General features: G+C 65.0%; 21 protein-coding genes. 11 read left to right on the forward strand and 10 right to left on the reverse strand.

Annotated elements, in window-relative coordinates; all coding sequences use genetic code 11:
- From Q0Q02_RS15295 to Q0Q02_RS15305, 3 genes are all read left to right on the forward strand, one after another.
- Positions 1–2,623: DUF5906 domain-containing protein (locus tag Q0Q02_RS15295; protein ID WP_293810606.1), on the forward strand; the 2,623-nt coding region annotated here is incomplete at its 5' end.
- Positions 2,624–3,108: 485 nt separating this feature from the next.
- Positions 3,109–3,693, forward strand: a complete 585-nt coding sequence (locus tag Q0Q02_RS15300) for a hypothetical protein (RefSeq protein ID WP_293810607.1) — start codon at positions 3,109–3,111, stop codon at positions 3,691–3,693.
- Positions 3,694–3,711: 18 nt separating this feature from the next.
- Positions 3,712–4,131, forward strand: coding sequence for a hypothetical protein (locus Q0Q02_RS15305; RefSeq protein WP_293810608.1), 420 nt, complete (start codon positions 3,712–3,714; stop codon positions 4,129–4,131).
- A gap of 24 nt (positions 4,132–4,155) precedes the next feature.
- Here Q0Q02_RS15305 and Q0Q02_RS15310 read toward each other — a convergent pair whose 3' ends face one another.
- The 5 genes from Q0Q02_RS15310 to Q0Q02_RS15330 all read right to left on the reverse strand — a co-directional run bounded on the left by Q0Q02_RS15310 (position 4,156) and on the right by Q0Q02_RS15330 (position 11,065).
- Positions 4,156–4,434, reverse strand: coding sequence for a hypothetical protein (locus Q0Q02_RS15310; RefSeq protein WP_293810609.1), 279 nt, complete (start codon positions 4,432–4,434; stop codon positions 4,156–4,158).
- A 168-nt stretch (positions 4,435–4,602) separates the two neighbouring features.
- On the reverse strand, positions 4,603–5,421 hold the full coding sequence (locus tag Q0Q02_RS15315; RefSeq protein WP_293810610.1) for a hypothetical protein: 819 nt from the start codon (positions 5,419–5,421) through the stop codon (positions 4,603–4,605).
- 838 nt (positions 5,422–6,259) lie between these two features.
- Positions 6,260–8,269 (reverse strand): RNA polymerase sigma factor RpoD, encoded by a 2,010-nt coding sequence (gene rpoD / locus Q0Q02_RS15320; RefSeq protein WP_293810611.1) that lies wholly within the window; start codon positions 8,267–8,269, stop codon positions 6,260–6,262.
- Between the two features lie 195 nt (positions 8,270–8,464).
- Positions 8,465–10,363: a DNA primase gene (dnaG, locus tag Q0Q02_RS15325; RefSeq protein WP_293810612.1), complete on the reverse strand. Its 1,899-nt coding sequence runs from the start codon at positions 10,361–10,363 to the stop codon at positions 8,465–8,467.
- Between the two features lie 240 nt (positions 10,364–10,603).
- On the reverse strand, positions 10,604–11,065 hold the full coding sequence (locus Q0Q02_RS15330) for a GatB/YqeY domain-containing protein (RefSeq protein ID WP_293810613.1): 462 nt from the start codon (positions 11,063–11,065) through the stop codon (positions 10,604–10,606).
- A gap of 167 nt (positions 11,066–11,232) precedes the next feature.
- On the opposite strand from Q0Q02_RS15330, the gene carA reads away from it, so the two are divergent.
- The 4 genes from carA (at position 11,233) to Q0Q02_RS15350 (ending at position 14,454) form a co-directional block, all read left to right on the forward strand.
- Complete coding sequence (gene carA / locus Q0Q02_RS15335) at positions 11,233–12,441, forward strand: glutamine-hydrolyzing carbamoyl-phosphate synthase small subunit (RefSeq protein WP_293810614.1); 1,209 nt, start codon at positions 11,233–11,235, stop codon at positions 12,439–12,441.
- A 125-nt stretch (positions 12,442–12,566) separates the two neighbouring features.
- Positions 12,567–12,896 carry an NIPSNAP family protein gene (locus Q0Q02_RS15340; protein WP_293810615.1) on the forward strand — a complete coding sequence of 110 codons (330 nt, stop codon included), beginning with the start codon at positions 12,567–12,569 and terminating at the stop codon, positions 12,894–12,896.
- 172 nt (positions 12,897–13,068) lie between these two features.
- Complete coding sequence (locus tag Q0Q02_RS15345) at positions 13,069–13,881, forward strand: prephenate dehydrogenase (protein WP_293810616.1); 813 nt, start codon at positions 13,069–13,071, stop codon at positions 13,879–13,881.
- A gap of 147 nt (positions 13,882–14,028) precedes the next feature.
- Positions 14,029–14,454: a group III truncated hemoglobin gene (locus Q0Q02_RS15350; protein ID WP_293810617.1), complete on the forward strand. Its 426-nt coding sequence runs from the start codon at positions 14,029–14,031 to the stop codon at positions 14,452–14,454.
- A 150-nt stretch (positions 14,455–14,604) separates the two neighbouring features.
- Here the strand turns inward: Q0Q02_RS15350 and Q0Q02_RS15355 are convergent, their stop codons facing one another.
- Entirely contained in the window at positions 14,605–15,537 is a 933-nt protein-coding gene (locus Q0Q02_RS15355; protein WP_293810618.1) for a LysR family transcriptional regulator, read from the reverse strand.
- A 91-nt stretch (positions 15,538–15,628) separates the two neighbouring features.
- On the opposite strand from Q0Q02_RS15355, the gene Q0Q02_RS15360 reads away from it, so the two are divergent.
- Entirely contained in the window at positions 15,629–16,537 is a 909-nt protein-coding gene (locus Q0Q02_RS15360; protein ID WP_293810619.1) for an EamA family transporter, read from the forward strand.
- A gap of 136 nt (positions 16,538–16,673) precedes the next feature.
- On the opposite strand, the gene Q0Q02_RS15365 is transcribed toward Q0Q02_RS15360, so the two are convergent.
- Complete coding sequence (locus tag Q0Q02_RS15365) at positions 16,674–17,927, reverse strand: cyclopropane-fatty-acyl-phospholipid synthase family protein (protein ID WP_293810620.1); 1,254 nt, start codon at positions 17,925–17,927, stop codon at positions 16,674–16,676.
- Positions 17,928–18,071: 144 nt separating this feature from the next.
- Here Q0Q02_RS15365 and Q0Q02_RS15370 point away from each other — a divergent pair, with 144 nt between their 5' ends.
- From Q0Q02_RS15370 to Q0Q02_RS15380, 3 genes are all read left to right on the forward strand, one after another.
- The gene (locus Q0Q02_RS15370) at positions 18,072–18,767 is read left to right on the forward strand and encodes a class I SAM-dependent methyltransferase (protein WP_293810621.1); all 696 of its coding nucleotides are present in this window, start codon (positions 18,072–18,074) and stop codon (positions 18,765–18,767) included.
- 91 nt (positions 18,768–18,858) lie between these two features.
- Positions 18,859–19,692, forward strand: a complete 834-nt coding sequence (locus Q0Q02_RS15375; protein WP_293810622.1) for a hypothetical protein — start codon at positions 18,859–18,861, stop codon at positions 19,690–19,692.
- Between the two features lie 4 nt (positions 19,693–19,696).
- The gene (locus tag Q0Q02_RS15380; protein WP_293810623.1) at positions 19,697–20,167 is read left to right on the forward strand and encodes a hypothetical protein; all 471 of its coding nucleotides are present in this window, start codon (positions 19,697–19,699) and stop codon (positions 20,165–20,167) included.
- Between the two features lie 26 nt (positions 20,168–20,193).
- Here Q0Q02_RS15380 and Q0Q02_RS15385 read toward each other — a convergent pair whose 3' ends face one another.
- From Q0Q02_RS15385 to Q0Q02_RS15395, 3 genes are all read right to left on the reverse strand, one after another.
- Positions 20,194–20,598 (reverse strand): GtrA family protein, encoded by a 405-nt coding sequence (locus tag Q0Q02_RS15385; RefSeq protein WP_293810624.1) that lies wholly within the window; start codon positions 20,596–20,598, stop codon positions 20,194–20,196.
- A gap of 58 nt (positions 20,599–20,656) precedes the next feature.
- Positions 20,657–21,967: a hypothetical protein gene (locus Q0Q02_RS15390; RefSeq protein ID WP_293810625.1), complete on the reverse strand. Its 1,311-nt coding sequence runs from the start codon at positions 21,965–21,967 to the stop codon at positions 20,657–20,659.
- A gap of 144 nt (positions 21,968–22,111) precedes the next feature.
- The gene (locus tag Q0Q02_RS15395; RefSeq protein ID WP_293810626.1) at positions 22,112–23,173 is read right to left on the reverse strand and encodes a class I SAM-dependent methyltransferase; all 1,062 of its coding nucleotides are present in this window, start codon (positions 23,171–23,173) and stop codon (positions 22,112–22,114) included.
- Positions 23,174–23,238 lie beyond the last annotated feature (65 nt).

Genomic DNA, 23,238 nt, shown 5'->3' on the forward strand with positions numbered 1-23,238 from the left:
GCTCCCGGATGAGCGCAGTGCGGCCCTCGTTGAAGCTCTGGCACCGGGGGGCCTTACCAAAGTCACCTTGGGCGGCATCTGGCGCGGCACGCGCCCTCCCCCTGCATTGCTGCTGGAGGAAGTCGAAAAGCTGCGGGATCGGGCTCCAGAGGGCTGCGGGGCTCCCGCCTGTCAGCCTCCTGACACAACGACGACAGCGGAAGCCCAACTCGCGCCTGTGGCTTTCAGCCCCCCTGCCGACTGGGGCTGGGACAACTCTAAAGACGGCTTACTGGTGTCAGGTGCCGAGATCATCGCCGTAATGGCGCGCCATCTGGCACCGGGCGAACTGCTTTGGGGAGTAGCGCGGTCGAAGGATTACGAGACGAAATGGGGGGGCCGCCCGATCAGCCGGGATGACGCCCTGAGCGGGGGCGACAACCTAGCTTGGCTGATGCAACCTAAGAACGCGAATTATGTCTCTATGGGGGTGTTCGCGGAGGACGCATCGGGGAAGACCGGCGAAAACCAACGCGGCATCGTTCGCATTGTGCTGGACGACGTGGGCACAAAGGCGAAGTTTCCCGATCTGCCCCCCACGATGGTCATCGAGACTTCGCCGGGCAACTATCAGATCAGCTATTTTCTCGACGGTGTGGAGCGCGACATCCCGCGCGTGAAAGCCCTGCTGGCGGAATTGGCCCGGCTTGGCCTCACCGACAACGGCGCCGGTTCGACGGTGCGATATTTCCGCATCCCCGGCAGCAATGTGAAGCCCGAGCACAATAGCTTCCGGGACAAGGTGCGGGTCTGGGCTCCCGAGCGGCGTTTCTCGTTGGAACAACTCGCCGAAGGGGTTGGTATCACGATCCCGGCTCCCGGCAGTGTGCCCGTGTCAGCGGGTAAGCTGGCACCGGCGGCGCTGCTGGCACCGGGGGCGGACGATGAAGTGCGCGGCAACCTCGTCGCGCGCATGCTGAAATGCATCAAGAACGACGGGCGCTTCGACAGCCGGGACGACTGGCTGAACATGTGCTTCGCGGCCCATAGCGCTTGCTATGGCGACCCTGCGGGACGCCACGCATTTGTGGATTGGTCGTATGGCGATCCCGCCGAAGCCGAACGCGTTTGGGACACGTTCAAGGGAGCGGAAAGCCTTGGGTATGGCTACCTTCTTGATCGCCTGCACGACGACGCCCAGCGCTATCCGCAGGCGCGGCGCCTGCACACCGAACTTCAGAACCGCAGGGCGAAGGACGTGTTCGGTGTGTTCTCTGACGAACAAGTCGCTCAGATCAGCATCGCCGCTGCTCGCGCCGTTCCCGAGCACATTCGGAAGCTCAACGCCGAGTATATCTATGTAGGCGACATCGACCGCATTGTGCGTCTCGACAAGCACGGACTGCCGGCAACGTATCAGCGCCGGGAGGCTTTCAAGGTCGAGCACGACAACAATGCCGCGCACCCCAAGCTTGGGACGCATTGGTTGCAGAATGCCGAGCGCCGCACGGCCAGGACGATGGGCGTCTATCCACCGGGAACGGAGCCTGAAGGCGCCTTCAATCTGTGGCGGGGCCTAGCGCTCGATCCCAAGCCCGGCTCCTGGCCGAAGATCGAAAGCTACCTTCGGAACATCATCTGCGCGGGCGACATTGGAGCATATGCCTGGTTGACGCAGTGGATTGCCCGGATGGTCCAGTGCCCCCTGGAGCGCGGCGAGACCGGCGTGGTGCTGATCGGCGCCCAGGGCACCGGCAAGAGCACGTTTGGCGAGATGTTGAAGCGTATGCTGGGCGAACACGCGGTCTCCCACATTACAGACGGCCGGCACGCCTTCGGATTTAACCTCGGGATCGAAGGCAAACCGCTGCTTTGGTTTGAGGAAGCATTCTACGGCCACGATCCGCAGATGAAAGGGAAGCTCAAGTCGCTGGTCACGGACGGCACGGTCAGTATCGAGCCGAAAGGCGTGGATCGGCGGGCTTCCCGGAATATCGCGCACGTTCTCATCACGTCGAACGAGATTGCCGCTGTCCCTCTCGACGCCGACGATAGGCGGTTCACCATTCTGCGGGTCAGCGATGCAGGAGTGGGCGACAAGACGTATTTCGGGGAACTCCGGGCGGCTATCGAAGGCGACGAACTGCGCGCGTTCGGACACTGGTGTCTGGCCGTGGACCTGACCGGGTTCGATCATCGCGAGCCCTACATGACCGTCGCCAAGCAGCGGATGAAGGAAGCGGTCATGGTCCCGGAACTGGCATGGTGGTTGGAAGCGCTGGAAAGCGGCGTTGTACCGGGATTGCCTTCGGAGACGAACTGGCACCGCCTGCCGGTCACTGTGTCTAAGGATGCCTTCTATCGGGCCTATACGCAGTTCGTGTCAGAGAGGCGCGGACATGTTCGCTCGAAGGCGCAACTGCTCGATGCTATCGCTGGATATGCCCATATCCGGGAGGTGCGTCCCTGGATCGACAAGAACGGGCGCAAGCGCGCACCGTGGAGCATCGTCCTTCCGCCGCTGGACGAGTGCCGGAAGCGCTGGACGCAACGCGCTGGCCCCCGGAACTGGGATGCGGACGACGACACCGAACACACCCTTACGGACGGAACCGACACGCAGAACGACCCCGATGCAATCTGACGCAGAGGCGGCGTTTTCCATGCCGGCACGCACGGTTGACCGGATGACCATGGGGACAACAGGGACAAGCTGTCCGCGAAAGCCTGCGGAGAAATGTGAGAGAGAGGACGGGGAGCGAAAGTGCAGCAGGACGAACTTCGTTTTCATACCTTTTCCTTTTTGCTTGTTCCTCTTGTCCCCTTTGTCCCCAATCTAAAATACTGAATAAATATCCGACACTTAGGCGTCTGCACCAAGTTCGATTTTGCTTGTCCCCCGCTTGTCCCCGAGCCGGAGAACCTGTCCCGCCGCGCGTGTGCGTGTGTGAAGCCCGCGAGAGTGGGCCAGTCCCTCGCCCACTATCTCCCCCTCACTTCTCCGCAGGGCTTGTCCCCATCGGGATTCCAGCTTGTCCCCATGGTCGGTGCAGCCCCCCGCGCGCGCTTCCCGCAGCCTCGAAATAACGGTATCTGGATACCTCAACGCACCAGGGCTGGAGACAAGATATGCACAATCACTCCTCGCATCTCGGCTCTGACTTCGCCTCACGCGACCCCGCCCATCTCGCCCGCTGGCAAGCGGCGGTGCTGGCGGGGCGCGCGCGAGCGCCCCGCTGCACGGCAATCGCAAAATCCGGCGAACGCTGCCAACTGCCGGGAATGAAGTTCTCGGACCCCTGCCGCTGCCACCGGCATCTGCACGGGCTGGCGCGCGATCTTACGGATGAGCGCCGCCGCCCATGGCTGGAAGCCCTGTCCCGCAGAGCCAGCCGCCCTGTCATGTCCAGCACTGCTCGCAAGGCCCTCGCAGCCATCGAGCGCCGCCGCCTGCATCGGGCATGGCTGCGAGACCCGACCATCCCCGGCAGCACACTGCTGTTGGCACCGGACGACGAGGCACGTGTGGCTGAAACACTCCTTCACCGCTTCGGGGTGGACCTGAACAACGAGACCCACACCGAAAGGGCTCGGGACCGCCTGAAATGGGCCTGCGTCCGCATGTTGGGAGGCGCTGACCCCATCAAGGCCGGCTATCGCGTGAACGCCGCGCTGCGCGATGATGAGCGTTGGCGTAAGCGCACCTGCGCCTGACACCAGCGGGAAACCCGATTGACCGCCCTCGCGTACACACTTCGGCGTTATTCGACCGACACCCTCGCTACCATGCGCGAGCAGCGCAGCGCGATTGCCGGACAGCGCATCACGAAATCCCTGAAAGCGACCAACAAGCCCAGCACGAAGCCCCGTGCGAACTCGACTGGCAGTGAGCCCTTTCCAGTCGCCCGCATGGGCGAGTTTCACGAAGCATGGGCTGCACTGCGAAACACGCGAAACAAGCTCTCCCCCTTGCAGGAAAGCGACCTGCGGACGGCGCTGGAGAAGCATTTGACGGGCCGCATCCCCGGCGATGTCTGGCGCAAGATGCTCAACGAGATAGAAGCGAAGCTTCGCGAGCGCGAGCCCCTTGCAGGCACGAGCATCGGACGGCGCAGGCCAGCCTATGAGCCAGAACCGCCGCAGGGCTGGTAGCGCAGGGCTCTCCGGGGTTGCCCGTCAGCGCACCCAGTCCCGTGTTGCGGGCACATCCATTTCGTCTTCACCCGGCCCGATGCCCATGACGACGACAAGGCCGCTGGCACGCAATTCCGTCTGGACAGCCGGAGCCTCTGTGTCATCAAACCAGACGCAATCGGCAGCCGCGCCAGCCGACTGCAAGGGCAGCACATGCCGTTTGATAAATTCGCGTCCGCGTTCGGACCACGCCGTCAGCCCATAGCAGCCGGCAGCGCCGTTTGATCTGATCTTGAGGTCAACGCCCGCTGTCCCGGCCACAAGCGGCACTTCGGGTGGCGGGGGTGGCGGCTCTAACGCTTTGCGCTCTGCGGCCAGCGCTGCCAGCGCAGCCCGTTTCGCTCTGGTCTTTGGTTGCCCTGCCATGCTGCCCCCCTCGCGCACACGCATAGGCGCATGATAGCAGACCAAAAAGGATCGAAAGTGCTGTCACCGGCCTCCATCGGCGAGCATTCGCAGCAACCGATACACGACGCTTGGAACGAAAAAGCCATCGGCCTCGCACATACGGAGGCGATGGATAAGGGCTTCAGCGTCGTAGATGCCCCCGTCGCTTTTCGAGCGTCCGATCTCGTTGAGTGTGTACAGGATACGCTCGCACGCGAGACGGAATGGATAGCGTAGCCTTCTCCGGAGATGGGCCACTGTGACGAGATGGACAGTTAGATAGCCCAGCACGATCAGTATCGGCCAGGCAGTCCAAGCGGTGTTGCGGGGCCTGAGCCCTTCCACCGATATGACGTCCGCGATGGCATTTAGGCCCCATGGAACATAGCCCGCGATTAACGCGACAAGCGCTAAAGCAACGGTAAGCGGGATCCCAATCCACTCGCCAGATGCAATCGTTTGGTAGGGGCGGCCGGCCCACGCCGGATACAGATCAAGTCCTATTCTGCGAAGCAACGGATAAAGCTCACACTTCAGGTGCCAGACAACGAACCTCGCCGTAACTCTGTCGCACCAAAGGCGGCCATCTTGAAGGTAGCAGCTTGTCGCTTCATCAAGATCGTCACGAAAGCCTTCCTTAGCGAAGCCTACGCCTGGTCGAATTCCTTGGATGCTTTCCTGTTCGTTTTCTGCCTCCAGGCATTTGGAGGCCGCCTGCGTGAATGACGACCACAACTCAGACTGGCGCAAGCTGTCAGCAATATCCGCTCTTGGGCCGCCATAAAGCGCGCGCATCACCTGCTCGCGCTTCTTCTCCTGCTCCTGCTCCCACTGCAACGCTACAGCAAGGCGAAATCCCATAGTGGCCGACCTCCAGTGCACAGGCCGATCTCTGATCTCAAACATTCACTGCCGCATCAAGCAGCCGGGCCGATTTAGTATCGAGCCCTATCCAGACGGGGGTGGTCGTAAGGCGCGAAAGTTGAAAAACCTGCGATTTTGTCGGGGCGTCCGCGCGGTCCCGCGCGCCGCGCGTCGTCCGTGCCGGGGGGCTCCGGGACGGACGCGCGCGGGGCAGCGCGCGTATCGTATGCGAGGCAGCGCTCGCGCACGGGGGCAGGGTGCGCACGTGCGCTCACGTGAGGGTTGTGCCACGGCACGCGGCCATCAGCGCCGAATGCCTCCCCGCCTGCGGGGCGATGCCAGTCCGTTTGCGAAGGCTTCGACAACAGCCGGTGCCAGCCCCGTACGCAGGGCGACCTGTTGAACCGGGAGCCTGCGCCGAACGAGAACCGTAAGGTCCAGGGTAGCAGGTACGAAACTCAGCAGCGCGAGCAGGCTGCGGCCTTCCGAAATCGTGCGCCCTATGACGAGAGCCCGCGTTGGCTTCAGGCGGCGAACCATGTCCGCCCTGACATGATCAACGGGAAGCAGTGTTCGATGAGCATTGGGGAAGCCTCTGGTTGGTCACGAGGCCCGTCATTGTCCACATGAAACCGTGTCTGCCAACAAGGGCTTTGTTGGGTGATGTCGGGCGCGTAACGCGACACGCCCGACACGACGCTGCCCAATGAGAAAGGCGGCGACCATGCCGGGCACGGTAGCCGCCTCTGCTGGCGGGGGCAGCGCCCGCCAGTTGCCCTAGTTCCTGCCCGACTTTCCAGAGAATCGCCTTAAGCCGTTGAAAAAACTAAAACAATCAATTGTCGAGGAAGCTCCGGAGCTTCCGCGACCGGCTCGGATGCTTCAGCTTGCGCAGCGCCTTCGCCTCGATCTGGCGGATGCGCTCGCGGGTGACGCTGAACTGCTGGCCGACCTCTTCGAGGGTGTGGTCGGTGTTCATGCCGATGCCGAAGCGCATGCGCAGCACTCTTTCTTCGCGCGGGGTCAACGACGCGAGAACGCGCGTCGTTGTTTCGCGAAGATTGCTCTGGATCGCGGCGTCGATCGGCAGGATCGCGTTCTTGTCCTCGATGAAGTCGCCGAGATGCGAATCTTCCTCGTCACCGATCGGCGTTTCCAGCGAGATCGGCTCCTTGGCGATCTTCAGGACCTTGCGCACCTTCTCCAGCGGCATGGCCAGCTTCTCGGCCAGCTCTTCCGGGGTCGGCTCGCGGCCGATCTCGTGCAGCATCTGGCGCGAGGTCCGCACGATCTTGTTGATCGTCTCGATCATGTGGACCGGGATGCGGATCGTGCGGGCCTGGTCGGCGATCGAGCGTGTAATCGCCTGCCGGATCCACCAGGTCGCGTAGGTCGAGAACTTGTAGCCCCGGCGGTACTCGAACTTGTCGACCGCCTTCATCAGGCCGATATTGCCTTCCTGGATCAGGTCGAGGAACTGCAGGCCGCGGTTCGTGTACTTCTTGGCGATCGAGATCACGAGACGCAGGTTCGCCTCGATCATCTCCTTCTTCGCCTGACGGGCCTCGCGCTCGCCCTTCTGGACCATCAGCACGATCTTGCGGAATTCCTGGATCTCCAGGCCGGTCTCGGAGGCGAGCGTATGCACCTCCTCGCGCAGCTGCTTGATCCGCTCCAGCTCCGCCGCGACGAACTCCTTCCAGCCGCGCGAGCCGAGCTTGGAGACGCGCAGGACCCATTTCGGATCGAGTTCGCCGCCGACATGCTGCTTGAGGAAGTCCTCGCGCGCCACGCCATAGCTCTCGGCGAGGCGCAGCAAGCGCGTCTCGTGGCCGATCAGGCGCTTGTTGATGTCGTAGAGCTGCTCGACCAGCGCCTCGATGCGGTTGTTGTTGAGCGAGAGCGACTTCACCGCGGTGATGATGTCGTCCTTGAGCTTCTTGTACTTGCGGTCCTGCGACGGCGAGAGCTTGGTGTTCTCCAGCCGGTTGGCGATGTCCTGATCCTGCAGGCGGCGCAGCTTCTTGTAGTCGTCGGCGATGGCGTTGAAGGTCTCGAGCACGCGCGGCTTGATCTCGGCCTCCATGGCCGAGAGCGACACGTTGTTCTCCATGTCGTCGTCGTCCATATCCGGCGGGGTCTCACCCTCCGGAGTCTCGGCCTGCTCGCCCTCTTCGCCTTCCTCCTCGCCGGTGGCAGCGGGATTCTTGCCGTCGGGGCCGGCATAGGTCGCTTCGAGATCGATGATGTCGCGCAGCAGCACCTTGCCGTCGACGAGCTCGTCGCGCCAGATGATGATGGCCTGGAAGGTCAGCGGGCTCTCGCAAAGGCCCGCGATCATCGCTTCGCGACCAGCCTCGATGCGCTTGGCGATCGCGATCTCGCCCTCGCGCGAAAGCAGCTCGACCGAGCCCATCTCGCGCAGATACATGCGGACCGGATCGTCGGTGCGCTCGGTCGGCTCCAGGTTGCGCTTGGTCTCGACCGGCAGGGTCTGGCGCGAGGCGTCGACCATGTCGCCGCCCTCGGGCTCTTCCTCGTCGGCGGCGCCATCCTTGCGGTTGGCGCGCTCCTCGCCGGCGGCTTCCGGGTCCTCGTTGTCGACGACGTTGATGCCCTGCTCGCTGAGCTGGCCGAGCACGTCCTCGATCTGCTCGGAGGAGAACTCCTCCGAGGGCAGAACTTCGTTCAGTTCGTCATAGGTGACATAGCCGCGCTTCTTCGCGAGCTTGATCATGCGCCTTACGGCCTGATCGGTCAGGTCGAGCAACGGGCCGTCGGTAGTCGGGGGGGCATCCGGCGCGACCTGATCGGTCTTTTCCCGTTCGCTCGCTTTAGTCGCCATCAATCAGCGCTCCGCACTCGCGCCGGGCATGACCGAGAAAGTCATATACCGACGCATAAAAGGGCGGCGCGACCGCAGGCCCGGCGCGCTCACCCACCCAAATCCAGTTGCAGATGGCACCAGACGTCGTTGACGAATCGTGAACCACCCCACAGCTTGCGCGCATCGGACCGGCGTCCACCATTCGCTGGGCAATCAATCCTCGGACATGGCCTCAGTGCCTTCGATTGTCTCGAGGCGGGCCTTCACGTCCTTGATCCAGGCGAAATTGGCTTCGGTCGCATCGTCAGCCAATGCACGCTCGGCTGCTCTCAACTCGCTATTTAGCGTTCGCGCGCGATGATGCAAGACGATGGCCTGATGAATCGAGTCAAAAACCGATTCAGGATCAGCATCTTGTGCGAGCTTGCGCCGCTCGGCCGGCCCCGTGACGGCCATCAGATGCCCCTGCGCCTCCCGCACACGCGGCTGCGCCAGCCGATTCGCCAGCGTCTCACGGTCGAGCGTGTCCTCGACGGAATCCAGCAGCGCCTGCCGGAAGCGCTCGGCCGCCGGCCCGTCCAATGAAAGCTCCGCGATTTCGTCCGCACAGCGCAGGATGAGATCCGGATGGCTCGCCAGCCCCAGCAGGATGAAGGCTTCGCGCTGATCCTCGCCGCGCAGCTTCGCGACGAGACGCGACTGCGTCAGCGCGCTCGATGCCTTGAGCGGCCCGGCGAGCCATGGCGGAGCCTGCCGGCCGAATCCGCCGCCGCGCTGCGGCCCGCCGCGGCCACGCTGGAAATTGCCTTGTCCCCCGCCCCGCTCCGGCCGCGCCGGGGCGGTGCTGGCGAAGAGCTGCGCCAGGCGCTCGTCCATCTCGCGGCGATAATGCTTGCGCGTGGTCTCGTCGCGGATCTGCCCGAGCGGCTCCTTCAGGCGGCGTTCAAAGGCAGCCCGCCGCTCCGGCGTATCGAGCGGCCCGGCCTCGACCTCTCGCTGCCAGAGCATATCGACCAGCGGGCGCGACGCCGCAATCACTTCAGCGATGGCCTGTCGTCCGCCCGAGCGAGCGAGATCGTCCGGGTCCTGTCCGTCCGGCAGCAAGGCGAAGGAGAGCGACTTGCCCGGCTCCAGCATCGGCAGCGCCAGATCGATCGCCCGGCTCGCCGCCTTGCGGCCGGCCTTGTCGCCATCAAGGCAGATCACCGGCTCGTCGGCCATGCGCCAGAGCAGGCCGAGCTGGTCCTCGGTCAGGGCCGTGCCGAGCGGCGCCACCGTCTGCGGAACCCCTGAGAGCGACATGGCGATGACGTCGACATAGCCCTCGACCACGACGACCTGCCCGGTGTCATGCGCGGCCTTGCGGGCATTGTGGTGATTGAACAGCAAATGGCCCTTATGGAAGAGCGGCGTCTCCGGCGAGTTCAGATATTTCGCCGCGACCTCCGAGCTCATCGCCCGCCCGCCGAAGGCGATGACCCGCCCGCGGGAATCATGGATCGGGAATATCACCCGGTCGCGGAAGCGGTCATAGGGCACGGCAATCTCCTCGCCATGCACGAGCAGCCCCGCCTCCATCATCAGCTCGGCCGGAACACCCTTCCCCGCCAGATGGTCGCGCAGCGCGAAGCGATCGACGGGGCCGTAGCCGAGCCGGAAGCGCGTGCGCGCCTCGCCGTCGAGCCCGCGGGTCGCGAGATAGCGCCGGGCCGCGCCGCCGCGATCGCCCATCAATTCGGCCTCGAAGAACTGCGCCGCGAGCTCCACGACTTCGTGCAACCCCTTGCGCTTCTCCTCGAAGATCTGCGCCTCGGCCGTGATCTTCGGCAGGATGACGCCGGCCTCGGCCGCGAGCTTCTCGACGGCCTCCGGGAAAGAGAGCCCCTCGGTCTCCATGACGAATTTGAAGATGTCGCCGTTCTTGCCCGACGAGAAATCGAAGAAGGAGGCCTTCTGGTCGTTGACGAAGAAGGAGGCCGTCTTCTCGGCATTGAAGGGCGAAAGCCCCTTCCATTCGCGCCCCGCCTTCTGCAGGCGCACGCGCTTGCCCACGACCGCCGAGACAGGCAGCCGCGCCTTGATCTCCTCAAGGACGGAGGGCGGGAATTTCATGGTTTCTGATGTGGCCCCTGCGCGTCGGAAAGCCAACCTCGAATACGACCGCGACAGGGCTTGTCGCCAATATCCACAAGCGCAGCGATCAGGCAGCACCACGCCGATCTCTCGCACGTCATTCTCGGGCGAAGCAAAGCTTCGACCCGAGAATCTCAGGACGCGAAGGCGCTGATTTCCGAGATGCTCAGGCTCAAGCCCGAGCATGACGCTCGTTGCATTCCAAGCGAAACAGCCGCCTCAGCCGCCGAGCGCGGCCTTCACCATCGGGCTGACCTTGCCGAAATCCATCTGGCCGGCATAGGCAGCCCGCAGCACGCCGATGACCTTGCCCATGTCCTTGACGGCGGTCGCGCCGGTCTCGGCCACGGCCTTGTCGATCGCAGCCTTCACCTCGTCGTCCGACATCTGCTTGGGCAGGTAGGAGGAGATCACCGCGACCTCGACGCGCTCGCCCTCGGCGAGCTCCGGGCGATTGTTGGCATCGTAGATCGCGATCGATTCCTGGCGCTGCTTGATCATCTTCTGGAGCACGCCAAGGATCTCGTCGGCGGTCGCCTCGCCCTTGCCGGCGCCCCGCGCCTCGATGTCCTTTTCCTTCAGCGCCGCCTGGATCAGGCGGATCGCGCCGACCTTGCCCTTGTCGCCGGCCTTCATCGCTTCCTTGAGATCGCCCATGAAGCGCTCGCGCAGGCTGGTCATCGTCTTCGTCCTTTTCTCTTGCTCTTTTGTCCTGTGCGGCCTGCGCCAAGCTTCATTGACGGGCGCCGCCCGGCTCTTTATGGCTCGCGTTCCAGACCGGCGGAGTGGATTGCCGCAGCCCCGCCCCCGCATTTTGCCGCTCGCGCGGCCTGGACCGAGACATAGACATGACCGCTCCCGAAGGAAACCCCGCCGAGACCGGCTGGACCGAACCGCGCGCGACCGCGCTCCTCGTGCTGGCGGACGGCACGGTGCTGGAAGGCTTCGGCCTCGGCGCCGTCGGCGAGGCGCCCGGCGAAGTCTGCTTCAACACGGCGATGACCGGCTACCAGGAAATCCTGACCGACCCGTCCTATGCCGGACAGATCATCACCTTCACCTTCCCGCATGTCGGCAATGTCGGCGTGAACGAGGAAGACACCGAGACGGTGAACGCCGCCGCCTCTTCCGGCGTGCGCGGCTGCGTGCTTCATGCCGCGATCACCGAGCCCTCGAACTGGCGCAGCCATCGGCATTTCGACGCCTGGCTCAAGGCCCGCAACATCGTCGGCATCTGCGGCGTCGATACGCGCGCACTAACCGCGCTGATCCGTGACAACGGCATGCCCAACGCCATCCTCGCCCATAGCCCGGACGGCGTCTTCGACATCGAGCGACTGAAGAAGCAGGCCGCCGGACTGCCTTCGATGGCGGGCCTCGACCTCGTCCCGCTCGTCACCGCCTCACAGCGCTACGACTGGAACGAGACCCCCTGGGTCTGGCCGGCCGGCTACGGCAAGCGCGAGAGCAACCAGTTCAAGGTCGTCGCCATCGACTACGGCGTGAAGCGCAACATCCTGCGCCTGCTCGCCAAGGCCGGCTGCGACGTCACCGTCGTGCCCTCGACCGCGACCGCCGAGGACATCCTGTCGCTCAATCCCGATGGCATCTTCCTCTCCAACGGCCCGGGCGACCCGGCCGCCACCGGCGAATATGCCGTTCCGGTCATCAAGGAACTGCTTGAGAAGAAGGTCCCGACCTTCGGCATCTGTCTGGGACACCAGATGATGGCGCTCGCCATCGGCGGTCAGACCATGAAGATGAAGCAGGGCCATCACGGCGCGAACCACCCGGTGCAGGACAAGACCACCGGCAAGGTCGAGATCGTCTCGATGAACCACGGCTTCGCGGTCGATCCGGCGAGCCTGCCGGCGAATGCGGTCGAGACCCATGTCTCGCTCTTCGACGGCTCGAACAGCGGCATCGCGCTGACCGACCGCCCGGCCTTCAGCGTCCAGCACCATCCGGAAGCCTCGCCCGGCCCGCAGGACAGCCACTATCTCTTCACCCGCTTCACCGAGCTGATGGCGGCCGAGAAGGCGAAGAAGGCGGCCTGAGCGAAGACGTCATTGCGAGCGCAGCGAAGCAATCCAGGGGCGGCAGAGCTCTACGTCCCCCCTGGATTGCTTCGTCGCTGCGCTCCTCGCAATGACGATGGCGGCGAGATGACGGGAGATCCGCGATGATCCATCAACTCCGCATCTACGAGATCTTCGAGCGCAACAAGGCGGCCTTCCATGCCCGCTTCCGCGACCATGCCGCGCGCATCATGGCCCGCCACGGCTTCCACATCGTCGCGCTATGGGAGACGGCGAGCGCTGGACGCACCGAGTTCGCCTATCTCCTCGCCTGGCCGGACATCCAGACGAAGACCGCGGCCTGGGCGAGCTTCATGGCCGACCCGGAATGGAGCGAGATCAAGCGCGTCACCAAGATCGAGCATGGCGACATGGTCGGTGCCATCGAGGATCGCATTCTCACGCCCACGGCCTATTCGCCGCCACTCGATTGACAACGGCCGGCCCTGCGCGCTTTAAGCAGGGCATGACCAGCCTGATGGCCCTCCAGCGCAGCTATTACGCCCCGTCCTCATAGAGGCGGTGGCATTCCCATGTTCAACCGCCGCGCTGGCGGTTGAATTCAGGCAGATCACCCGGCATCGCGGCTCCCACCGGACCAGAGCGATGTCTTCCAAGATCAAAACTATCTCCACCATCGGAATCATGGGCTTCGGCGCCTTCGGGCAGCTGATGGCCCGCCATCTCCAGCCGCATTTCGCCTTGCGCGTCTGCGATCCCGGCAACGCGCCTGCGACCGATACGGCCGGCAAGGGCTTGCGGCCGGCGACCGCAGCCGAAGTCGCAGCTTGCGACCTCGTCATCCTCGCCGTGCCCGTCCCGGCTATCCCCGAGGCGATCGCGGCCTTGCGACCGCATCTCAAGGCCGGCGCCATCGTGCTCGATGTCGGCTCGGTCAAGATCGGCCCGGCGCGCGCCATGCAGGCGACATTGCCGGATGATGTCGAGATCATCGGCACGCATCCGCTCTTCGGCCCGCAGAGCGCCCGCGACGGGCTCGCTGGCCTGAAAATCGCGCTTTGCCCCATCAGAGGCCGCAGCACGCCGCGCATCGCCGCCTTCCTGCGTCATGTGCTCAAGCTGAAGGTCATCGTCACCACGGCCGACGCCCATGACCGCGAGGTTGCGATGGTGCAGGGTCTGACCCATCTCATCGCCAAGATTCTGGTCCGGATGGAGCCCCTGCCCCGGACGATGACCACGGCGAGCTTCGACCTGCTGATGCAGGCGACCGAAATGGTGCGCTACGACGCGCCCAACGTCTTCATCGCGATCGAGCGCGCCAATCCCCATGCCAAGGCGGTGCGGTATCGCTTCTTCGCGCTCGCCGAGGAGATGCGGCTGTTTCTCGAGCATGGCGATGGTCGGCTCACGGAGACCGCTGAGGCGCCCGTCAACGATCAACCTGTGATGGCCTGATGAAAAAGGCGAGTCATCCCGAGCGACCGCTGGGAGACCCGGGATGACATGCGTGAGTGCTGACGTGAGACCTGCGACGCTGGCGGACCTACCCATGAGGGCCAGCATTCGCCATATCGGATGCAGTGACCTTCTGATCGCACCACGATGACCGACAATCCCCTGCTCTACCCGGGCGCCGCCCACCCCGACCTGCGCGAGCCGATGATCGCGGAGCTCGTCCGCACTTTCTATGCGCGGGCTCGGGAGGACAAACTGATCGGCCCGATCTTCGCGGCCGCCGTCGAGGACTGGGACCACCATATCGGGAAGATCACCGATTTCTGGAGCGGCGTGATGCTGCGCACCGGCCGCTACGATGGCCGTCCGATGCGCCCGCACCTGATCCTGCCGCTGGAGGGCAAGCATTTCGACCGCTGGCTCGACCTGTTCGAGATCACCGCGCATGAGGTCTGCCCGCCCGAGATCGCGGAGGCCTTCATCGTCCGGGCGCGGCGCATCGCCGACAGCTTCGAGATGGCCCGCGCCAGCCAGCGCGGCGAGGTCGCCGCGCCGAGACATAGCTTGCGGTGAGCCTTTTTCAACCAAACGCCGTCATTCCGGGCGTAGCGAAGCGGAGACCCGGAATCCATCGTAGAGGATAGCGTCCTTCGATGGATTCCGGATCGGCGCCGCTAACGCGGCTTGTCCGGAATGACGGCGCGGAGTTCGTGAAACGTCGTATTAAGCCGCCCGCGCTTCCCGGCTGAGAAAAACCCCGATCTCCCCGCGATCTGCCCCCGCTTCGCGCGCAATCCGCTCGGCCAGCGCCCCCGCCGAGGGCCGCAGAGCCCCCAGCGGCCGGTCGAGCCAGTAGGAGACCGGATTCAGCGCCTCGCGCTCATCCACACGAACGATCCGTCCCACCGCCAGTTGCTCGCGGGCCAGAGGCGGCCGCGCCAAGGCGATGCCGAGCCCATGCGCGGCGGCATCGAGCACGAGATTATAGTCCTCGAACCGCCGATCCTGCGGGCGCGGGCGGTAATCCAGCCCCTGCGCCGCAAACCAGGCCTTCCAGCCGGCAGCATCCGAGTCGTGGATCAGGGGCTGCGCCAGCAAGCGCTCCGGCGCTCCCTCCCCGATCGCCTCGGCAAGCCGCGGCGAGGCGATCGGAAAGCACCACTCCTCGAACAGCTTGAGCGAAAGCCGGTCCGGCGCCCCACCACGACCGCAGCGGATGCCGAGATCGACGCCCTCTTCTTCAAAATCCACCTTGCGATGCTCGACCTGCAGCACGATCCGCAGCGACGGCGTCCCGGCCTCCAGCACCGCGAGGCGCGGCATCAACCAGAGCGCGCAGACCGAAGGCGGCGCGCTGACCCGCACCACCGAGGCGCCCCGCGCCTCGCGCCAGCGCTCCGAATTGTCGGCGATCAGCGCGAAGGCTTCCTGCGTGCGCTGGAGCAGGCGCTGGCCCTCCGGCGTCAGCGAAACACCCCGCGCCTGCCGCAGGAAGACGCGCAGGCCCAGCCAGTGCTCCAGCTTGGCGATCTGCCTGCTGATGGCACCATGCGTCAGGTTCAGCGCCTCGGCCGCTGAGGAGAAGCTACCCGTGCGCGCCGCCGCTTCGAAGGCACGCAGGGTATCGAGCGGCGGCAGGTTCGAGCTGTGATCCATTCTCACAGCTCATGCGCGAATTGTTCGTTTGTCAATCAGCTCACGGAAGCGCTTATCGGGAGCAACTTCTCATCACCGATGGATCGACGCCATGTCCTCCTCAAGCTGCACTTCACCCGCTCTCGCCGCCTCCAGTTCCCAGCGCCTCGACCCGACGCTGATCTTCACCGTGACCTTCACGGTCATGGCCTGGGCCTCCTCCTTCCCGGCGATCCGCGCCGGGCTCGCCGGCTTCGGCCCGGCCGAGATGGCCGCGCTGCGCTTCGCGCTTGCCGGCGGCCCGGCGGCGCTTTTCCTCATCGCGACGCGGGCGAAACTACCCGAGCCCGGCGATATCTGGCGCTTCCTCGTCGGCGGCGTGATCTTCATCGCTGGCTATGCGCTGCTCTTGAATTTCGGCCAGCGCGTCGTGCCGGCGGGCCCGGCCGCCTTCATCATCAACACCAACCCGATCATGACCGCCGTGCTCGCCATGATGATCCTCGGCGAGCGTTTCAGCCTGACCGCCTGGCTCGGTACCGCGCTGTCCTTCGCCGGCATCGGCGTGATCGCGCTCGGCAAGGGGCTCGATGTCGAGATCGGCGTGAGCGTATTGCTGATCCTTGGCGCCGCCTTCTGCAACGCCATCACCACCGTGCTGCAGAAGCCGCTTTTCGCCCGCTACAAGCCGCTCCATGTCGCCGCCTGGAACATGGCGATCGGCGGCTTCGTGCTGCTGCCCTTCCTGCCCTCGGCGATCGAGCAGGCGCAGGTTGCGCCGACCGTCTCCTTTTGGTCGGTGGTCTATCTCGCGGTGGTGCCGAGCCTGATCGCCTATGGCACCTGGGCGATCACGCTCTCGCGCCTGCCGGCCGCCCGCGCCTCGAACTTCCAGTACGCCGTGCCGCCGATGGCGATGCTGATCGGCTTCTTCTGGCTCGGCGAGGTTCCGACGCTCTTCGGCCTGATCGGTGGTGCCATGGCGCTGGCCGGGGTGGTGGTGGTCAATCTGAAGCGCTGAGGCGCCTGACTCGGCCCTTGCCGTCATTGCGAGGAGCGATAGCGACGAAGCAATCCAGGGGCGGCAGGGCAGAGCGCTTCAACTCAGTCTTCCTGGATTGCTTCGCTTCGCTCGCAATGACGGAAAGCGGTCCTGGTCAGAACCCCCTCGCCTCCAGCGCCTTCTCGTCATCCGCGATGTAGTCGCGGATGATCGGGACGGCGCTCTTGTGCTGGCCGAGCAGAAGCTGGAACACCATGTCGCCGCCGATATCGAACGAGATCGAGCAGGCGCAGAGGTAGAATTCCCACATCCGCGCGAAGCGCTCGCCCATCATCGCAACGACCTCGTCGCGCTTGGCCATGAAGCGCTCGCGCCAGGCCTCCAGCGTCCAGTGATAGTGCCGGCGCCAGAACTCGCAGTCGGAAGCCCACAGGCCCGTCTGCTCCTGCGCCGCGAAGACCTCCGACAGCGCCGGCGCATAGCCCCCCGGGAAGATGTACTTCTCGAAGAAGGGGCCGGTGAAGCCGGGCGGGCCGACGCGGCCGATGCAGTGGACCAGCGCGATCCCGTCCGGCGTCAGCAGGTCGCGAATCCCCCCGAAATACTCGCCGTAATGCGCGACGCCGACATGCTCCATCATGCCGACCGAGACGACGCGGTCGAAGCGCCCGGCCAGCTCGCGATAGTCCTTGTTGATGAAGGTGACGGCCTCGCCGACGCCGGCCTGTTCCGCACGCTTCTGGGCCGCCGCCATCTGGTCCGGCGAGACGTTGAGCCCGGTCACCTTCGCCCCGCAGGCCTTGGCGAGATAGATCGCAAGCTCTCCCCAGCCCGAGCCGATATCGAGCACGCTCATGCCTGGCTCGATCTTCAGCTTGGCGGCGAGATGCCGGAGCTTCGCCTTCTGCGCGGCCTCCAATCCGACATCCGGGCTGTGCCAGTAGGCGCAGGAATAGGTCATCGTCTCGTCGAGCCAGAGCCGGTAGAATTCGGTCGGGATGTCGTAGTGATGCTTGACCTTCTTGCCGGCGACGCCGAGCGGGTTGTGCATCCGCCAGCGCCGGATTTTGAAGCGCAGCTTGCGGATCGCCTGCTGCAGCGGGTCCTTGCGCATCTCGCGGCGCTGCAGCCAGAACAGCGTCAGCAGGTCGTGGATCGTGCCTTCCTCGAAATCGATCCGCCCGTCCATGTAGCCTTCGGCCAGGGCGAGCTCGGGATTGAGGAAAAGCTCACGCTCGACGCGGTTGTCATGGAAACGCACGGTGACGGCGGGCGCGGTCTTGATGACGCCGGCGAAAAGCAATTCCGCCGGTCCGGAGCCGAAGACATGCCGCTTGCCGTCCGGCGTGATGACCGTCAGGCGGCCGTGGCGGATGAACCGCTTGAGCAATCGCGGCAGCAGCAGCATGAGCGCTCCTCGTCTCGATTCGCCAACTAAAGCCGAAACCCGGCGTCCTCGAAACCCCCGGAGGTTGCGGAGCCACCCGGCTTGTGCGTAGTCATCGGGAACAGGCGGCCGCTACCGGCCGCGCCGTGAGGGTCGACCGAACACATGTCCTGGCGCGATTTCTGGAATGGCGAGCATTCGATCTACGTCTCGCCGCGCCACAAGGCCCTGCATTATCGCGCCATCGCGACCGACCTGATCGCCCATGTCCCTGCAGCCAATGCGGTCGTCCTCGACCATGGCTGCGGCGAGGCGCTCGACGCCGCCCGCGTGGCGGCTTCCTGCGGCAAGCTCTATCTCTGCGAGGCTGCCCCGAGCGTCCGCGACAAGCTGCGCGCCCAATTCGGCCGCAAGGACAACATCACCGTGGTCTCGCCGGAGGAGGTCGAGGCTCTGCCGCCGGCCTCGCTCGACCTCGTCGTCGCCAATTCTCTGCTTCAGTACCTCTCGCGCGACGAATTGAAGGCGCTGCTGGAAACCTGGCGCGACCGGTTGAAGCCCGGCGGCGCGCTCATCCTCGCAGACGTCATCCCGCCCGATGTCAGCCCGCTGACCGATGCCTCGCAGCTTCTCGCTTTCGCCTGGCGCGGCGGCTTCTTCCTGGCGGCGCTGGGCGGCCTCGTGCGCACCGCCTTCTCGGACTATCGCAAGCTCCGGGCGCAATACGGCCTCTCGACCTATACGCCCGAGGCGATCACGGCCCTGATCCGCGAGGCAGGCTTCGTCGATGTGCAGCGGCCGGAGAATTTCGGGCACAACCCGCACCGGATGACCTTCAAGGCCATCAAGGCCACAACCTAGACGAAAGTAGAATTCAGGCCGGAATCTCGAGTTTCGGCACCGAAATTCCCTTACGGAAATTCGCCATACGCCTTGATTTGATGCTTCAAATATGGCTTTGACCGCGGCTTGCCCCCGCGAGATTGCCGTGCAGGACCAGTTCACCTGTCCCTATTGTGATGCCACGCTCAACAAGGGCGTGCTCTCCTGTCGCTGCTGCGGCCGGGACCTCACGCCCGTACTGCCGCTGCTGCGCCGTCTCGATGCGCTGGAGGAACGCCTCGCCGCCATGGAGAAGCGCGCCGAGGAGGATCGCATAGCGCTCGCCAACACTCGGCCTGCCGAGCCCCAGAGCACTGCTGCCATCGAACCCGTGGAAGCCCCGCGAGACGCCGAGCCGGCCGCCCTGCCGCTCGCGCGCCGGCGCTTCTGGGTGCTGCCCTTCGGCCTTGTGCTGCTTCTGCTCGCCTATGCCGGGGTGGTGCTCTGGCTCGACCTGCCGCTCTGGACGCTGCGCCTCGCCTCGATCGCGATCCCGTTCTTCACAGGCCTGATCTATTTCGGCATCCGCCCGCGCCTGATCGCCTTCGATATCGTCATCGCGATCGTCTTCGCGATTTTTTCCGTCGTGACCATGAACGCGTTGCTGAGTTGGCACGACAACATACCGCTCCTCCCGCAGGGGTCGGCAGCCTGGCGCGAGACATCGTTCTACGCGCTGAGCATCGGCGCCTCGATGTTCTCGGGGATGTTGCTGCGCGTGACGCAGGCTGCGCTCGCCGCGCGTGGCCTCGTCTCGCTGCCGGAACTGCGGAAGGGGCTTCTGGCGATCCACGGCAAGGTGCCGATGGAAACCCTGAAGACCATCGAAACCACCATCCTGATGGCCGGCACCGCCATTTCCGCAGTTGCCGGCCTCATCGCTGCAATCCTTGGAGTGAAATAGGACGATGATGAAGTCTGTGCTCGCTTGGCACATGCTGCCTGCCGTTCTCGCCACCGCCGCCATGTTGACGGCGGCGCAAGCCGCCGACCCGGTCCATCTCATCACCCGAGAGGAAGCCGGCCTGCCGACCGCGGCCAAGATCCCAGCCAGCACGCGCAACCTGACGCGCGGCCCCGGCATCGACACCTTGCCGACCCCTGACAAGGGCGTCGATGGCAAGCCCTTCCGCCTGAACGTGCGCTTCATGCCGGCCAACGGCGTACCGGTCGATCCGGCGACCGTGCGCGTCTTCTACCGTCGTAACCCTCCGGTCGACATCACCCAGCGCATCAAGCAGTACATCACGCCGGGCGGCATCGACGCGCCCTCCGTCGTCGTGCCGAGCGGCAGGCACATCATCGAGATCGAGGCCACCGACAAGGAGGGTCGCGTCGGCCGCAGGCAGATCACGCTGGACGTCACCCCGACACAGTGAAGCCGGAGGGCGGCGTGAACGACGCGTCACGCCGCCCTGTCCGCGAAGCTGAAGAACTTGTGGCCGAGGAACGAGAACACCATCACCACGCCCGTGGTGACCAGTTGCATCGGCAAGTAGGGCAGACCCGCCCGCGCCACGAAGAGATGCATCAGGATGCCGGTGAGCACGAAGCCGCCGGCCGCGATCAGGGCGAAGCGCCAGCCGGCCTGGGCATGGCTGCGGGTCGCATCGAACGTCATCCAGCGGTTGAGCGCATAGGAAACCAGCGCGCCGACGATGAAGCCGGCGAGCGTCGCCGGCACGGGATCGACATGGGCTAGCTCGACCAGCCCGATCAGCACGCCGTAATGCGCGACCGCCGTCAGCCCGCCGGCGAAGACATAGGCCACGAGCTGGCGGAACTGGCGCGGATACTGGCGAAGCGGCATCCGCGCTTCCTAGAGCATCAGATCGAAAAGCGGAATGACGAGGTGACCCGCCTTTGTCTCAGCCCGCGTCGCTGCCGGCGAGATTGGCCGGCATGCCGCTGACGGGCATGTCGAGCCCCTGCTTCAGCGTGTCGAGATGGAATTCGCGGATGCGTCCGTTGGTGGGATCGCTGACGAAGGCGCTGCCGCCGATCACGGCAAGGCTCGGCGTCGGTGTCTTGGCCCCGTAGGCGCAGTCGAAAGCAGGCACTGCGTCGAAGGCCGCGAGTTCCTTCCAGGCCGGCGCGATCTCGTAGATGCGCAGCTTACCGTCCGGCGTCAGGTTGGCGAGCCGATTGCCATTGCCGCCGAGCTCGAACTGGCAGGCGGCCTGCCCGCCCGGCACCCCCAGCACGTCCTCTGCAGTCAATGCCTTCGCCTCCGGATCGATCCGCAGCAGCGCATCGTAAGGCGCCTTCAGGCCGTAATTGCCGACGAGATGACGCCCGCCCTCCCGCGACTTCAATGCGCTGACGCGGCGCTCGTCGGGATAGCTGAGCTTGCGCCCGCTCCAGCCCGTAGCCGCTCCCTGTCCCGCCTTCGACAGCACGAGCAAGCCGCCGCCCTCACCCTCGGCACAGCCGAAAACATGGCGCCCGCCGCGCGCTTCCGCCGAACCATGGAAGAGCTTGCAGGACGCTTCGGGCTTTCCGGCATCGTCGAACAGCACAATGCGCTTCCAGCCCTTGCCCTCCGCGAGAATCTCGAAGCCGTTCGGGCGTGGCGAGGCGCTGCGGTCATCGCCCTTGGCATAGGCGGGATTGGGGATCGACATCAGCCATTGCCGGCTGCCCAGCGGCACGGCGACACCGTGCTGCGGCGCCGGACTCGGCCAAACCGTCACAGCAGGCTTATCCTTGGCGAGGCTGTCGATTGCGATCAACACCGCCTTGGGCTCGCTCTTGCCCTCCCACGGCCGCAACCCGTCGTAGAACAGCGCAAGCTGGCCATGGCCGGAGAGCACATGCGCCGGCCGATCCCCCTTTACACTGAAGTCGAGCAGTTTCGGCGGAGCCTTATCGAGATCGACATGGTCGCCATGCGATTCCGCGATCAGCCCGGTATCGAGGATGCGCAGCGTCCCCGCCTCGTCTCCGGTCTTCACCACGACATAGCGCCCGCCAGAAACGCCGGCGAAACCGGGATTGGCCTTGGGTACGTCGAAGCTATGCGTGACCTCGCCGCTGTCGAGATCGAGGATGCGGACCACCGGCTTCTCATGATCGGCGAAGACCAGGCGGCCGCGCAGGGGCACATGATCATGAGCGAGCGCCGCGGAAGCGAACAGGCAGCCGGCGAGACCGGCGGCGGCGTGGCGGAACGAAAGCACGGGAAAGCTCCAAGGCAATTATGATATGATATAACATTGCATTAATACTTCATGAACTCAACCTGCTTGTGCATCCCGCCGTGGACAAGGTCGGGCGGCAACCGGCGCGCTCCACGTCGGTGCTTGGCTATCAGCCAGGCAGCCTCAGGCTCGAACCTCGAACACCATGTTGAACGGCGTCTCGGTGGCGCGGCGGAAATGCTGGAAGCCTGCATCCATCGCGACCTTGCGCAGCCGCATCTCGCCGGCTTGCGCTCCGAGGCCGAGCCCGACCTCCTGCGACAGCGAGGCCGGCGTGCAGATCATAGTCGACGCCCCGTAGTAGATGCGCCCGACCGGATTGAGATTGTCCTTGAGATGATCATGCGCGAAGGGCTCGACGATCATCCAGCTGCCGTCCTGGGCCAGCGACTCGCGCACATGCTTGCCCGCGCCGACCGGATCGCCCATGTCGTGCAGGCAGTCGAACATCGTCACGAGGTCGTATTTCCGCTCGGGGAAATCCTTGGCCGAAGCGCGTTCGAAGACGATGCGGTCGGCGACGCCGGCCTTCTCCGCCGCCTCCCGCGCCCGCTCGACCGAGGGCCCGTGATAGTCGAAGCCGTAGAAGCGCGATTGCGGATAAGCCTGTGCCATCAAGATCGTCGAGGAACCATGCCCGCAGCCGACATCGGCGACGGTCGCGCCCTCCATCAGCTTGGCCTGGACACCGCTCAACGCCGGAATCCACTCTGCCGTCAGATGGGCGTTGTAGCCGGGCCGGAAGAAGCGCTCGGTTCCGCGGAACAGGCACTTGCTATGCTCGTGCCAGCCGAGGCCAGCACCACTGCGGAAGGCCTCCTCGACCTTCGGCTCATCGAGCCACATCGACTGGATGACCTCGAAGGCACCGGCGAAGAAGGCCGGGCTGTCCTCCTCTGCGAAGGCCATGGCCTGCTCCGGCGAGAGGCTGAAGCTATCGCTGCCTTCGTCATAATCGACATAGCCGGCCGAAGCCTGCCCAGCGAGCCATTCGCGCAGATAGCGCTCCTTGAAGCCCGTCTTCTCCGCCAGTTGCTGGGAAGTGACGGGCTGTCCGTCTGCCATCGCCTTGTAGAGGCCGAGCTGATCTCCCAGCACGATCAGGGCGCCGGTGACGGACGCTCCGACGTCACCAACGAGACGTCCCACCAAAGTGTCGAGTTTCTGAGGGTCGGCTGCACGCATGGCCATGCTCCTCGGGTTCGGGCGTGGCCGGTGCCGTATCGCGAACCGGCTCGACGCCATCGCGG

It is taken from the genome of uncultured Allobosea sp., from assembly GCF_945956895.1.
Taxonomy (GTDB): Bacteria; Pseudomonadota; Alphaproteobacteria; order Rhizobiales; family Beijerinckiaceae; genus Allobosea.